General features: G+C 76.8%; 11 protein-coding genes. 7 read left to right on the forward strand and 4 right to left on the reverse strand.

Going from position 1 to position 12,951, the window contains the following annotated elements; translation table 11 throughout:
- The 5 genes from FA014_RS20040 to FA014_RS13010 form a co-directional block, all read left to right on the forward strand.
- Positions 1-1,208: DUF4350 domain-containing protein (locus FA014_RS20040; RefSeq protein WP_195969285.1), on the forward strand; the 1,208-nt coding region annotated here is incomplete at its 5' end.
- A complete protein-coding gene (locus tag FA014_RS12995; protein ID WP_442861501.1) occupies positions 1,205-2,353 on the forward strand; it encodes an AAA family ATPase in 1,149 nt (382 codons plus the stop codon). The genes FA014_RS20040 and FA014_RS12995, both read left to right, overlap by 4 nt.
- Positions 2,354-2,363: 10 nt before the next feature.
- Positions 2,364-3,656, forward strand: coding sequence for a DUF58 domain-containing protein (locus FA014_RS13000; RefSeq protein WP_154730091.1), 1,293 nt, complete (start codon positions 2,364-2,366; stop codon positions 3,654-3,656).
- A 158-nt stretch (positions 3,657-3,814) separates the two neighbouring features.
- Entirely contained in the window at positions 3,815-5,026 is a 1,212-nt protein-coding gene (locus FA014_RS13005) for a winged helix DNA-binding domain-containing protein (RefSeq protein ID WP_230323134.1), read from the forward strand.
- A gap of 154 nt (positions 5,027-5,180) precedes the next feature.
- Positions 5,181-6,167, forward strand: a complete 987-nt coding sequence (locus FA014_RS13010) for a malate dehydrogenase (RefSeq protein ID WP_154730092.1) — start codon at positions 5,181-5,183, stop codon at positions 6,165-6,167.
- 36 nt (positions 6,168-6,203) lie between these two features.
- Here FA014_RS13010 and FA014_RS13015 read toward each other — a convergent pair whose 3' ends face one another.
- Positions 6,204-8,090: an ABC transporter ATP-binding protein gene (locus FA014_RS13015; RefSeq protein ID WP_154730093.1), complete on the reverse strand. Its 1,887-nt coding sequence runs from the start codon at positions 8,088-8,090 to the stop codon at positions 6,204-6,206.
- Between the two features lie 70 nt (positions 8,091-8,160).
- On the opposite strand from FA014_RS13015, the gene FA014_RS13020 reads away from it, so the two are divergent.
- The gene (locus FA014_RS13020) at positions 8,161-8,643 is read left to right on the forward strand and encodes a MarR family winged helix-turn-helix transcriptional regulator (RefSeq protein WP_195969286.1); all 483 of its coding nucleotides are present in this window, start codon (positions 8,161-8,163) and stop codon (positions 8,641-8,643) included.
- A gap of 105 nt (positions 8,644-8,748) precedes the next feature.
- Here FA014_RS13020 and gdhA read toward each other — a convergent pair whose 3' ends face one another.
- Both gdhA and FA014_RS13030 read right to left on the reverse strand, forming a co-directional pair.
- Positions 8,749-10,089 (reverse strand): NADP-specific glutamate dehydrogenase, encoded by a 1,341-nt coding sequence (gdhA, locus tag FA014_RS13025; RefSeq protein WP_230323135.1) that lies wholly within the window; start codon positions 10,087-10,089, stop codon positions 8,749-8,751.
- Between the two features lie 93 nt (positions 10,090-10,182).
- A complete protein-coding gene (locus FA014_RS13030; RefSeq protein WP_154730096.1) occupies positions 10,183-11,007 on the reverse strand; it encodes an RDD family protein in 825 nt (274 codons plus the stop codon).
- Between the two features lie 72 nt (positions 11,008-11,079).
- Here FA014_RS13030 and FA014_RS13035 point away from each other — a divergent pair, with 72 nt between their 5' ends.
- Entirely contained in the window at positions 11,080-12,069 is a 990-nt protein-coding gene (locus FA014_RS13035) for a stage II sporulation protein M (RefSeq protein ID WP_154730097.1), read from the forward strand.
- On the opposite strand, the gene FA014_RS13040 is transcribed toward FA014_RS13035, so the two are convergent.
- Complete coding sequence (locus FA014_RS13040; protein WP_154730098.1) at positions 12,045-12,842, reverse strand: hypothetical protein; 798 nt, start codon at positions 12,840-12,842, stop codon at positions 12,045-12,047. The two genes, FA014_RS13035 and FA014_RS13040, sit on opposite strands and share 25 nt — an antisense overlap.
- Between the last annotated feature and the right edge of the window lie 109 nt (positions 12,843-12,951).

Raw genomic sequence — 12,951 nt, forward strand, 5'->3', positions numbered from 1 at the left:
GGCCCGCCCGTCCCGACGGCGTCGTCCTCGGGGACGGCACCACCGCGCGCAGCCGCGCGGGCGCCCGGTGGCGGCGGGTGCGCTGGCTCGTCGCCGTGGCGGTGGTGCTCGGCATCGGCGTGCTGGCGGCGCTGCTGCCCGCGCCCACCCGCTCGGCCACCGCGCTCGCCCCGGACAACCCCCGGGAGAACGGCGCGATGGCCCTCGCCGAGGTGCTGCGCGGCCAGGGCGTCCAGATCGACTACGTGCGCTCCGTGGGCGCGGCGACCCACGCCGCCGAGGCCGGCAGCACGCTGCTGGTGACCTCCGACTGGCTGCTGTCCGACGCGCAGGCGTCGGCGCTCGCCGGCACGGCGGCCGACCTGGTGCTGCTCGACCCGTCCCTCCTCCTCGACCGGACGGTCCCCGGTCTGACCACCGGCTGGGCGGGTGGCACGCAGCCCGCGCCGGTCGCCGCGTCCTGCCCCGACCCCGACGCCACCGCCGCCGGCACGATCTCCGCGACCGGCGCGGGCGTCGTCCCCACCGGCGAGGCCGCGCCCGCCGGGACCACGCTGTGCTTCCCGGTCCCGGGCACCTCCCCGCAGAGCTACCTCTTCTCCGTCTCCGAGGTCGAGGGCCGCCGGGTCACCGTGCTGGGCGACGCCGGCCTGATCACGAACGCCCGGATCACCGACGAGGGCAACGCCGCGCTCGCGCTGCGGACCCTCGGCCGGAACGCCGAGCTGGTCTGGTACGTGCCCTCGGCCGACGACCTCGGCGCCGACGGGACGAGCGCGGGCCCCGGGCTCGGCGACCTCCTGCCCCCCGTCGCCCGGGTGCTGCTGATCCAGGCGCTCGTCGTGGTGCTCGCGCTCGGCCTGTGGCGGGGCCGCCGGCTCGGCCGGGTCGTCGCCGAGCGGCTGCCGGTGGTCGTCCGCCCCGCCGAGACCACCCGCGGCCGGGCGCGGCTGTACCGGACGTCCCGGTCGTACGGGCACGCGGCGGCCTCGCTGCGGGCCGGCACGGCCGCCCGGCTCGCGCGCCGGCTCGGCGTCCCCCGCTCCGCAGGGGCCCCCGACGTCGTCGTCGCGGTCGCCCGCGCCGCCGCCCGGGACGAGGCCGACGTGCGCGACCTGCTGTACGGACCACCCCCCACGTCAGACGCGGGCCTGGAGCACCTGGCCCGCCGGCTCGACCAGCTCGAGAGCGAGGTTCACCCCACGTGACCGACCACCCCGCCCCGAACCCGTGGCCGCAGGGCGGCACGCCCGCCGGGTACCCCGCGCCCCAGCCGACCGGGCCCGAGCCGTGGGAGGCCCAGCAGCCCGCGCCCGCGCCGGCCCCCGCGCAGCCCGCGTGGGCCCAGCAGCCCGCGCCGTCCGCTCCCCCGGCGCCCGCGGCGCCCGCCGTGCCCGAGCCGTCCCCCGAGCTCCGCGAGGCGCTCGGCGCGGTCCGGGCCGAGGTGGGCCGCGCCGTCGTCGGCCAGGACGCCGCCGTGACCGGACTGGTCATCGCCCTGCTCTGCCGCGGCCACGTGCTGCTCGAGGGCGTTCCCGGCGTCGCGAAGACCCTGCTGGTCCGCACGCTGTCGGCCGCGCTCGACCTGGACACCAAGCGCGTGCAGTTCACGCCGGACCTGATGCCGGGCGACGTCACGGGCTCGCTGGTCTACGACGCGCGCACGGCCGAGTTCTCGTTCCGCGAGGGCCCGGTGTTCACCAACCTGATGCTCGCCGACGAGATCAACCGCACGCCGCCCAAGACCCAGGCGTCGCTGCTGGAGGCCATGGAGGAGCGGCAGGTGTCGGTCGACGGCACCCCGCGCCCGCTGCCGTCGCCGTTCGTCGTGATCGCCACGCAGAACCCCGTCGAGTACGAGGGCACCTACCCGCTGCCCGAGGCGCAGCTCGACCGGTTCCTGCTCAAGCTCACCCTGCCGCTGCCCGAGCGGCACGAGGAGATCGAGGTGCTCGCCCGGCACGCCGCGGGCTTCGACCCCCGCGACCTCGCCCGCGCGGGCGTGCGCGCCGTCGCCGGCAAGGACGTGCTGGAGCGCGCCCGCGAGGAGGTCGCGCGCGTGCAGGTCGCGCCCGAGGTCCTCGGCTACGTGGTCGACGTGGTGCGCGGCACCCGGCAGTCGCCGTCGCTGTCGCTCGGCGTCTCCCCGCGTGGCGCCACCGCGCTGCTGGCGACCGCGCGGGCCTGGGCCTGGCTGCAGGGCAGGTCGTACGTGACCCCGGACGACGTCAAGGCGCTCGCGCACCCGACGCTGCGGCACCGCGTGCAGCTGCGCGCCGAGGCGGAGCTCGAGGGCGTGACGGCGGAGTCCGTGCTGGACACCGTGCTGGCGTCCGTCCCGGTCCCCCGCTGAGGCGCCCGGCGTGGCGATCACCTGGCGCGCGGTCGCGCTGACCGCCCTCGGCGCGCTGCCGGTGCTGCTCTGGCCCGTGCCGGGGACGGTGCTGGCCTGGTCGGTGCTGGTCGTGCTGCTGTGCGCGCTCGACGCCGCCCTGGCCGCGTCCCCGCGCGCCGTGGCGATCCGCCGCGAGGTCACCGGCGCGGTCCGGCTGCACGAGGCCGGGCGGTCCCGGCTGACCCTCACGCACACCGGCGCGCGCCGGCTGCGCGCGCTGGTCCGGGACGCGTGGCCGCCGTCGGCCGGCGCCGAGCACAACCGGCACCGGGTCGACCTGCCGCCCGGGGAATCGCGCCGGGTCGACACCGCCCTGCGCCCGAGCCGCCGCGGCGACCTGCGCGCCGACCGGGTGACCATCCGGGCCGCCGGCCCGCTCGGTCTCGCCGCCCGGCAGGCCTCCCTCGAGGTCCCCGGCACCCAGCGCGTGCTGCCCGAGTTCGCGTCCCGCCGGCACCTGCCCAGCCGGCTCGCCCGGCTCCGGGAGATGGACGGTCGCGCGGCCGTGCAGGTCCGCGGGCAGGGCACCGAGTTCGACTCGCTGCGCGAGTACGTGATCGGCGACGACGTCCGGTCCATCGACTGGCGGGCCAGCGCGCGGCGCAACGACGTCGTGGTCCGCACCTGGCGCCCCGAGCGGGACCGCCGGGTGCTGATCGTCCTCGACACGTCCCGCACGAGCGCCGCACGGACCGGCGAGGAGCCGCGGCTGGAACCGTCCGTCGAGGCGGCGCTGCTGCTCGCGGCCCTGGCGTCCCGCGCCGGCGACCGGGTCGAGCTGCTGGCCTACGACCGCACGGTCCGGGCACGGGTCGCCGGCGCGTCGGGGCCCCGGCTGATGCCCGCGATCGCGGACACCCTCGCCGACGTGGAGCCCTCGCTGGTCGAGGCCGACTGGCCCGGGATCGTCGCGCAGGTCCAGGAGCGGCTGTCCCAGCGGGCGCTCGTCGTGCTGCTCTCGGCGCTCGAGCCGGCGGCCGTCGAGAACGGGCTGCTGCGGGTGGTCGACCAGCTCGCGTCCCGCCACCAGGTGGTGCTCGCGTCCGTGCGGGACCCTGAGGTCGAGCGGCTGCGCACCGGCCGGGAGGACGTCGCCGCGCTGTTCGACGCCGCGGCGGCCGAGCGGACCGAGCTGGAGCGGACGGCCGTCGCGCAACGGCTGCGCAGCCACGGGGTCGAGGTCGTGGACGCGCTCCCCGACGACCTGGCCCCGCGCCTGGCGGACGCGTACCTGGCCCTGAAGGCCGCCGGCCGCCTCTAGCCCACCCGCGCCACCCCACGCCACCCCTCGCCACCCCACCCCACCCCTCGCCGAGACTGCACTCGTCGCGGGGTTCAGCCCGCCGGAACCCCGCGACGAGTGCACGCTCGGCGGTGGTGGAGGCACGGGTGTCGGGGCCGGCCAGTAGCGTCAGCGGGGTGACGGGCGACGGGGACCTCGCGGGCGGCGGCAGCATCACCACGCGCGGGCTCGGCCGCGCCCTGCTCGCCCGGCAGCACCTCCTGGGGCGGACCGACGCGCCCGCGGTCGACGTCGTGCGGCACCTGGTCGCCCTGCAGTCGCAGAACCCGTCGTCGGCGTACCTGGCGCTGCACGCGCGGGCGGCCGGGTTCACGCACGCGGACCTGGCCGACGCGATGACGGACCGCCGTGTCGCCCGGCTCGCCCTGCTCCGCGACACCGTGCACCTGGTCACCGCCGACGACGCGCTCGGGCTCTGGCCGCTCCTCGCCCCGACGCTGCGCCGCCACCTCACCGCGAACGTGTCCGCGGCGCCGACGCTGCGCCAGGTCGACCTGGACGACCTGCGGTCCGCCGCGCTGGACGCCCTGGCCGACGGGCCGCTCGGGGCGCGGGACCTGGGCGCCCGGCTCGCGGCCACCTGGCCGGACCTGGACCCGACCTCCCTCGCGATGGGTGCGCGCGGGCTGCTGCCGCTGGTGCAGGTCACCCCGCGCGGCGTGTGGGGACGGAGCATGGCGACGACCTGGACCACGGCGTGGGCGTGGTTCGGCACCGCCGGCGGCCCCGGCGACGCGGACCTGACCGAGGACGACCGGGGCGCCGCCCTCGCCGCCCTCGTGCGCCGGTACCTGGCCGCCTACGGCCCCGCGACGACCGCCGACGTGCAGCGGTGGTCCGGCCTGACCCGGCTCGCGCCGGTGGTCGACCGGCTCCGCCCCGAGCTCGTGGAGGTGCTGCACGTCGACCCGCCGTCGGGCCGCCCGCGGGTCCTGCTCGACGTCCCGGGCGCCCCGCGCCCGCCGGAGGACGTCACCGCGCCGGTCCGCCTCCTGCCGGACTTCGAGAACCTGCTGCTCGGCCACGACGACCGGAGCCGGGTCGTCCCGCCCGAGGTCCGCCCCGCGCTGGCCAGCCGCAACGGCATGCCCCCGGGGACCGTGCTGGTCGACGGCGTGGTGGCCGGGTCCTGGGTCGTCCGGCGCGAGCGCCTCCCCCGCCCGGCCGGTGCGCCGCGGGCCCGCCGGGAGCGCGCGCTGCTGACCGTCACCCCGCTGCGGCGGTGGACCCGGGCGGACCGCCGCGCCGTGCTCGCCGAGGCCGAGCGGCTGGTCCGGTTCACCGCGGACGACGCGGCCGAGCACGCCGTGGCCGTGGCGGAGACCTGACGACCGCCGCCCGGTGGCGCGCGCCCGCCGCCGCGGGGTCCCGCGTGCCCTTGAACCCCGCCCGCCCTCCGCCTACCGTCGGGTTCGGATCGTTGCCGCTGACGCTCCTGACGCCGACGCCCCGACCTGACGCCGACCCCCCAGGAGTCCCCTCGTGCCTCGTCCCCCTGTCACGCTCACGCTGTCCGGCGCCGCCGGCCAGATCGGCTACTCGCTCATGTTCCGCGTCGCCAGCGGGGAGCTGCTCGGGCCGGACACGCCGGTCCGGGTGCGGATGCTGGAGCGTCCCGACGCGCTGCACGCGGCGCACGGCGTCGCGCTGGAGCTGCAGGACGCCGCGTCGCCGCTGCTGGTCGACGTCGACGTCACGGCGGACCCGCGCACCGCGTTCGACGGCGCGGGCATCGCGATCCTGGTCGGGGCGCAGCCGCGGACCGCCGGGATGGAGCGGGCGGACCTGCTGCAGGCCAACGGCGGGATCTTCCGGTCGCAGGGCGCGGCGATCAACGACGTCGCGTCGGACGCCATCCGCGTGCTGGTGATCGGGAACCCGGCGAACACCAACGCCATGATCGCCGCGGCGCACGCCCCCGACGTGCCCGCCGACCGGTTCACCGCGCTGACCCGCCTGGACCACAACCGGGCGCTCGCCCAGCTCGCGCTGCGCACCGGCGCCAACCCGCGGGACATCCGCCGCGTGACGGTGTGGGGCAACCACTCCCGCACCCAGTACCCCGACCTCCGGCACGCGCTGGTCGGCGGCCGTCCCGCGCTCGACGTGGTCGACCGGGCGTGGGCGGAGGGCGAGTTCATCGACACCGTCGCCCAGCGCGGGTCCGCGATCATCGCCGCCCGCGGCGGGTCGTCGGTGGCGTCGACCGTGAGCGCGATCATCGACCACGGCCGGCTGCGGCGCGGCGGCACCGCGGCCGGGGACTGGACGTCGGCCGGCCGGGTGTCCGACGGGTCGTACGGGGTGCCGGAGGGGCTGGTGTGCTCGTTCCCGGTCACCGCCGTCGACGGGGCGTGGCACATCGTCCCCGGCCTGGAGGTCGACGCGTTCTCCCGCGCCCGGATCGACGCGTCGGTGGCGGAGCTGGCGGAGGAGCGCGAGGCGGTGCGGCACCTCGGGCTGATCTGACGCCGGGGCGCCGGCACGCGGCCGGCGCCCCGGGCGTCAGCCCGCCGACGCGTACTGCGTCTCGTACAGCTCCGCGTACAGGCCGCCGGCGGCGAGCAGCTCGGCGTGCGTGCCCTGCTCCGCGACCCGCCCGCCGTCGAGCACGACGATCGAGTCGGCCTCGCGGATGGTCGACAGCCGGTGCGCGATCACGATCGCGGTCCGGCCCTCCAGCGCCTCCGCGAGCGCCCGCTGCACGGCGGCCTCCGACTCGGAGTCCAGGTGCGCGGTCGCCTCGTCGAGGACCACGATCGGCGGTGCCTTCAGCAGCAGCCGGGCGATCGCGAGGCGCTGCCGCTCGCCGCCGCTGAGCCGGTAGCCCCGGTCCCCCACGACGGTGTCGACGCCGTCCGGCAGCCGGTGCACCAGGTCCCAGATCTGCGCGCGGCGCAGCGCCTGCTCGAGGTCGGCGTCGGTGGCGCCGGGCCGGGCGTACAGCAGGTTGGCGCGGATGGTGTCGTGGAACAGGTGCGCGTCCTGGGACACGATGCCGATGGCGTCCCGCAGGCTCTCCTGCGTGACCTCGCGGACGTCCTGCCCGGCGACGCGGACGGCGCCGGCCGTCACGTCGTACAGCCGCGCGACCAGCGCGGAGACCGTGGTCTTGCCCGCGCCGGACGGCCCGACCAGCGCGACCAGGTGGCCGTGCGGCACGGTGAACGACACGTGCTCCAGCGTGGTGCCGGGCACCTCGGTCTGCAGCCGCGCGACCGACTCGAGCGAGGCGAGCGACACCTCGGACGCGGCCGGGTACCGGAACGACACGTCGTCCAGCTCGACGCTCGCGGTGCGCGCGAGGTCGGCGGGCAGCGGCCGGGCGTCCGGCGCGTCGGCGACCGTCGGCTGCAGGTCCAGCACCTCCAGGACGCGCTCGAACGACACCAGCGTGGTCATGACGTCGACCTGGACGTTGGACAGGGACGTGATCGGGCCGTAGAGCCGGGTCAGGTACGAGGTCAGCGCGACGACGACGCCGACGGTCAGCGACCCCTGGATCGCGAGCACGCCGCCCAGCCCGTACACGATCGCGACCGCGACGGCGGCGATCAGCGTCAGGCCGACCCGGAACACCGCCGCGTACATCGCCGACGTGATGCCGATGTCCCGCACGCGCGACGCGCGCGCCGCGAACTCCGCGGTCTCGTCCTCGGGGCGGCCGTACAGCTTGACCAGCTGGGCGCCGGCGACGTTGAACCGCTCGGTCATGGTCTGGCCCATCGCGGCGTTCAGCGTGTACGACTCCTGCGTCACGCCCGCGAGCCGCCGCCCCATCGCCCGCACGGGCAGCACGAACGCGGGCAGCAGCACCAGGGACAGCAGGGTGATCTGCCAGGACAGCGACAGCATCGCGGCGATGACGAGGACGACGGTCAGCACGTTCGACACGACGTTGGACAGCGTGGACGTGAACGCCTGCTGGGCGCCGAGCACGTCGCCGTTGAGCCGCTGCACGAGCGCGCCGGTCTGGGTGCGGGAGAAGAACGCCAGCGGCATCCGCTGCACGTGGTCGAACACCTGGGTGCGCAGGTCGAGGATCAGGCCCTCGCCGATCCGGGCGGAGAACCACCGGGAGGCCAGCGTGAGGCCGGCGGACGCGATCGCGAGCAGCGCGACGACGCCGGCGAGCCCGAGCACCAGCCCGCTGCGGCCCTGCGCGATGCCGTGGTCGATGATCTGCCGGAAGACGAGCGGGGTGACCGCGCCGATGGCGGCGTCGAGCGCGACGACGACGAGGAAGACGGTGAGCAGCCCGCGGTAGGGGCGGGCGAAGGCGAGGATGCGCCGCAGCACGTCGCGGGTGATGCGACGCCGGGCGACGGCCGGGTCGAGGCGGAACGACCGGTACATGGCCGGTCCGCCGCCCCCTCCTCCGTGCATGGACATGGGGCCTCCTGGGGACGATTCCGATAGAGAGGCTACCTCTCTATGTGCGGAACTCGCTATCGTGGGGCGCATGACGCCCGTCACCCCGGCCCCCGCGCACCACCACCCGGCCCCCGGCAACCCGGGCGACGAGCTGTTCTGGCTGCTGCGCCGCGCGCTGCACACGATGCGCCGGGACGTGCGCGAGCGCGTGGACCTCACGCCCTCCCGGCACCGGCTGCTGCGCGTCGTCGCGCGGGAGGAGCCGCAGCGGCAGACCACCCTGGCCGCCGCGCTCGACGTCGTGCCGCGGTCGATCACCTCGCTGGTGGACGACCTGGAGCGCGCCGGGCTGGTCGAGCGCAGGCCCGACCCGACCGACCGGCGCGCGACCCTGGTCGCCGCCACCGACGAGGGCCGCGCGGTGCTCGCGGAGGCCGACCGCGAGCGCCGGCGGCACGCGGAGGAGCTCCTCGCGCGGCTGGAGCCCGCCGAGCAGGACGAGCTCCTGCGCCTCCTGCACCGCCTCGTCGACGACCCGGACGGGGCGCCCGCGGAGTGCGCACGCGACTGAGAGCCCGCCCCCGGCCGCCGAGACTGCACCAGCTGCGGGGTTCCCGGCGCCCGAACCCCGCAGCTCCTGCGGTCTCGGCGCAGGGAGCGACGCCGGAGCGAGGCGTCAGACGACGCCGAGGGCCAGCATCGCGTCGGCGACCTTGAGGAAGCCGGCCACGTTGGCGCCCAGGACGTAGTCCCCCGGCGCGCCGTACTCGTCCGCCGTGGCGGCGCACCGGTCGTGGATGTCCCGCATGATCGCCGCGAGGCGCTGCTCGGTGTAGTCGAACGACCAGGAGTCCCGGCTCGCGTTCTGCTGCATCTCCAGCGCGGAGGTCGCGACGCCGCCGGCGTTCGCCGCCTTGCCCGGGCCGAACAGCACACCGGCGTCCCGCAGCACCGCGACCGCCTCGGGGGTCGTCGGCATGTTCGCGCCCTCGGCCACCGCGACCAGCCCGGACCCGACCAGCGCGCGGGCGTCGTCCGCGTCGAGCTCGTTCTGGGTGGCGCACGGCAGCGCGACGGTCGCGCCGACCTCCCACACCCGCCGGCCCGGCACGTACCGCGCGGACCCGCCGCGGCGCTCCGCGTAGTCGGCCAGCGAGCCGCGCTCCACGGTCTTGACCTGCTGCAGCAGCGGCAGGTCCAGGCCCTTGTCGTCGACGACGTAGCCGCGCGAGTCCGAGCACGCGACGACGTGCGCGCCGAGCTGCTGCGCCTTCTCGACCGCGTACAGCGCGACGTTGCCGGAGCCCGACACCACGACGCGCTGCCCCTCGAGCGACCGGTTCGCCGCGCGGAGCATCTCCTGCACGAACAGCACCGCGCCGTACCCGGTGGCCTCGGTCCGCACCAGCGAGCCGCCCCAGGTCACGCCCTTGCCGGTGAGCACACCGGACTCGTACCGGCCGGTCATCCGCTTGTACTGGCCGAACAGGTAGCCGATCTCCCGGCCACCGACGCCGATGTCGCCGGCGGGCACGTCCACGTACTCGCCGATGTGCCGGGCCAGCTCCGTCATGAACGACTGGCAGAACCGCATGACCTCGCCGTCCGAGCGGCCGCGCGGGTCGAAGTCCGAGCCGCCCTTGCCGCCGCCGATCGGCATGCCCGTCAGGGAGTTCTTGAAGATCTGCTCGAAGCCGAGGAACTTCACGATGCCGAGGTTCACCGACGGGTGGAACCGCAGGCCGCCCTTCGACGGGCCGAGCGTGGTGCTGAACTGCACGCGGAACCCGCGGTTGATCCGCACCCGGCCGGAGTCGTCGACCCACGGCACGCGGAACACGATCTGCCGCTCGGGCTCGCAGAGCCGCTCCAGCACAGCGGCGTCGACGTACTGCGGGTGCCGCTCCAGCACGGGCCCGAGGCTGCCGAACACCTCCCGCACCGCCTGGTGGAACTCGGGCTCCCCCGGGTTCCGCGCCAGCACCTGGTCGAGCACCACTCCCAGCTGGTCCTGCACGTACCTCACCCCGTCATGTCAGCGCCGGCTGCTCCCGGCCCGGTCACCGTACGAGGGGCGCGGACGCGGTCGCCAGGGCGTCCACGACGTGGTTCAGCGGGCCGGGTCCGGCACCCCGTGCGGCAGCCGGTGCAGGGTGACGGCCTCCGCGGCGGAGCGCTGCGCCGCGCGCGTGGAGGCGGCGTACTCGCGGTCCCGGCGGGTCGCCAGCACCGCCGCGAGGAACGCCTCCGGGTGCGTGCCCGGGGGCGGCCCGGGGGCGACGTACCGGGCGACCTCGCCCGCCAGCTGCTGCCCGAGCGCGTACCGCGACCCCGGGTGCAGCCGGGGCGCGCGGCCGAGGAACTGCCGGACGGACAGCGCGAGGCCGTCCGGGAGCCGCGCGACGTCGGCCTGCTGCGCCCACGGCGCGAGGAACGGGGGCATCACGAGGACCGCGCGGCGCTCGGTGCGACCGCGCACCCGGACGGCGTAGGTGCCGGCCATGATGTCGCCGAGCCGCTTGCCCTGCGGGTTGACCAGCGAGGTGATGAGGGCCACCGACCCGAGGGTCAGCCACAGCTCCAGGATGCCGACCAGCGCCCGGACGAACGCCTGCCGGAACCGGATCGGGCCGCCGTCGTCCCGCACCACCCGGATGCCCACCGCGAGCTTGCCCAGCGACCGGCCGCGGGTCAGCGTGTCGACCGTCGTCGGGATGACCACCAGCACCGTCACCATCACCACCACGAAGGTGATCTGCAGGACGTCCTGGCTCGGCGCGACGACCACGAACCGGGTGAGCACCCAGGCCACGGCGATGGCGACCAGACCGAGCGCGATCAGGTCGATGACCGCCCCGGCCAGGCGGGTGGCGAAGGACGTCGGCCGCGTGTCCAGCAGCACGCCCTCGCCGATGACGATGCCCTCGTCCTGCACGCCCCACCTCCGCCGACGTCGCGCCGCTGGTCACCCGGTCCGGACCGGGCCTCGTGTGGCAGGGTATCGGGCGTGGACCTGGACGCCTTCTCCGCCGTGCGCGAGCCCGCCTGGGCGCGCCTGGACGAGCTGTCCCGGCGGCGCGGCCTCGACGGCGCCGAGGCGGACGAGCTGGTCCGGCTCTACCAGGCCGCCGCCACCGACCTGTCGACGATCCGGTCCTCGGCGCCCGACCCGGACGCCGTCGCGCGGCTGTCCCAGCTCCTGGCGCGGGCGCGAGCCCGGATCGCCGGGACCCACGAGCCCGCGTGGCGCGACGTCCGGCGGTTCGTCGTGCTGTCGCTGCCCGCCGCGCTGTACCGGCTGCGCTGGTGGACGGTCGGCGTGATGGTCGCGTGCCTCGCGGTCGCGACGGTCGCGGGCTGGTGGGTGGCGACGAACCCCGACGCCCTCGCCGCGATGGGCACCCCGAGCGAGCGGCAGCAGTACGTCGACGAGGCGTTCGCGTCCTACTACGACCCGGGAGCCGGGTTCGCGGCCGTGGTCTGGACGAACAACGCCTGGGTCGCGGCGCTCAGCGTCGCGCTCGGCATCTCCGGGATCGGCACGCTGTACGTGCTCGCGAACAACGCGGTGAACGTCGGCGCGACCGGCGGGATGATGGCGGCGCACGACAGCCTGGGCATCTTCTTCCAGCTCATCACGCCGCACGGCCTGCTGGAGCTCACCTCGATCTTCGTGGCCGGCGCCGCGGGCCTGCGGCTGTTCTGGGCGTGGGTCGACCCGCAGGGGCGGCCGCGCTCGCGCGCGCTGGCCGAGGAGGGCCGTGCGCTCATCACCGTGGTGATCGGGCTGGCCGGGGCGCTGCTGCTGTCCGGCGTGATCGAGGGCTTCGTCACCGGCTCGACGCTGCCGTGGTGGCTCAAGATCGTCATCGGGGCGATCGCGCTGGCCGCGTTCTGGACCTACACGGTCGTCCTGGGCCGCCGCGCGGTCGCCGAGGGCGAGACCGGCGACCTCGAGGAGGACGCCGCGGGCTACGCGGTCGCCGTCGCGGCCTGAGCGCGGGCGGGCGCACCCGCGCCCGTCGCCGCCGCGCCGGCGCGCAGCGCGCCGAGCCACAGCGACGCGGCCCCCAGCGGCGTCCGTGCCACCTCGGCGAACCCGAGCGCCCGCAGGTCGGCCACCTGCGCCGGGTCGACGGTGACCGCCAGCACGTCGCGGCCGGCCGCGCCCTGCTCGGCCGCGACGGGCGCGAGCAACGCGGCGAGCAGCGCTCCCCGCTCCCCGGCGGCCGCCCGGCCGTCGTCGGCGAGCAGGACGAGCACCCGCTCCGCTCCCGCCTCCCGGACCAGGGTGAGCGTGCGGGCCGTGGCGTCGGCGATGGCGCGCACCGGGGCGCGGGCCGGCTCGGGGTGCGGGTCCACGCGGACGCCGAGCTCGCGCGCGACGACGCGCTGCAGGTCGGCGCCGAGACGGTCGGCATCGGGCGGGAGCCAGACCGCGACGGCCGCGACGTCGGCGGGGGCGTGGCCGTCCCCCGCGCCGCGCTCCTCGGTGGCCGCGGCGTCCGCGAGCCACACCTCGCCGTGCTCCATCGCCCCGAGGCTCAGCATCAGCCGCGTCGCCGGGCCGGCCTGCTCGGGGTCCGGGCCGGGGTCGGGCTCGCCGTCGCCGTCGAGGTCGACGAACGGCAGGTGCGCGGCGATCATCCGCGCCAGCGGGTTCACGTCGAGCAGCCCCGCGCGGCGGACACGCCACGGCCGGCGGGAGCCGTCGTCCTCGACGGGGGCGGGCAGGGCGGTGATCGGTCGCCGGGTCGGCTCGTGCAGCACCCGGTCAGCCCAGCACCCGAACCTGGGAGCGGGCTGACAGCCGCCGCGCCGTGCGGGCCCGAGCGACGGGCGCGGCCCCGGGCCCGGGGCCGGGGCGCCGCCGGGGGGC

Origin of the sequence: Cellulomonas hominis, from assembly GCF_005239125.1 — a bacterium.
GTDB classification, from domain to species: Bacteria; Actinomycetota; Actinomycetes; order Actinomycetales; family Cellulomonadaceae; genus Cellulomonas; species Cellulomonas hominis_A.

What these genes read in the sequence shown, in the direction of transcription:
- FA014_RS13020 (WP_195969286.1), top strand. Translation starts at nt 8,161, where the DNA reads ATGACGCCCGTCACCCCGGCCCCCGCGCACCACCACCCGGCCCCCGGC.
- FA014_RS13015 (WP_154730093.1), bottom strand. Translation starts at nt 8,090, where the DNA reads ATGTCCATGCACGGAGGAGGGGGCGGCGGACCGGCCATGTACCGGTCG.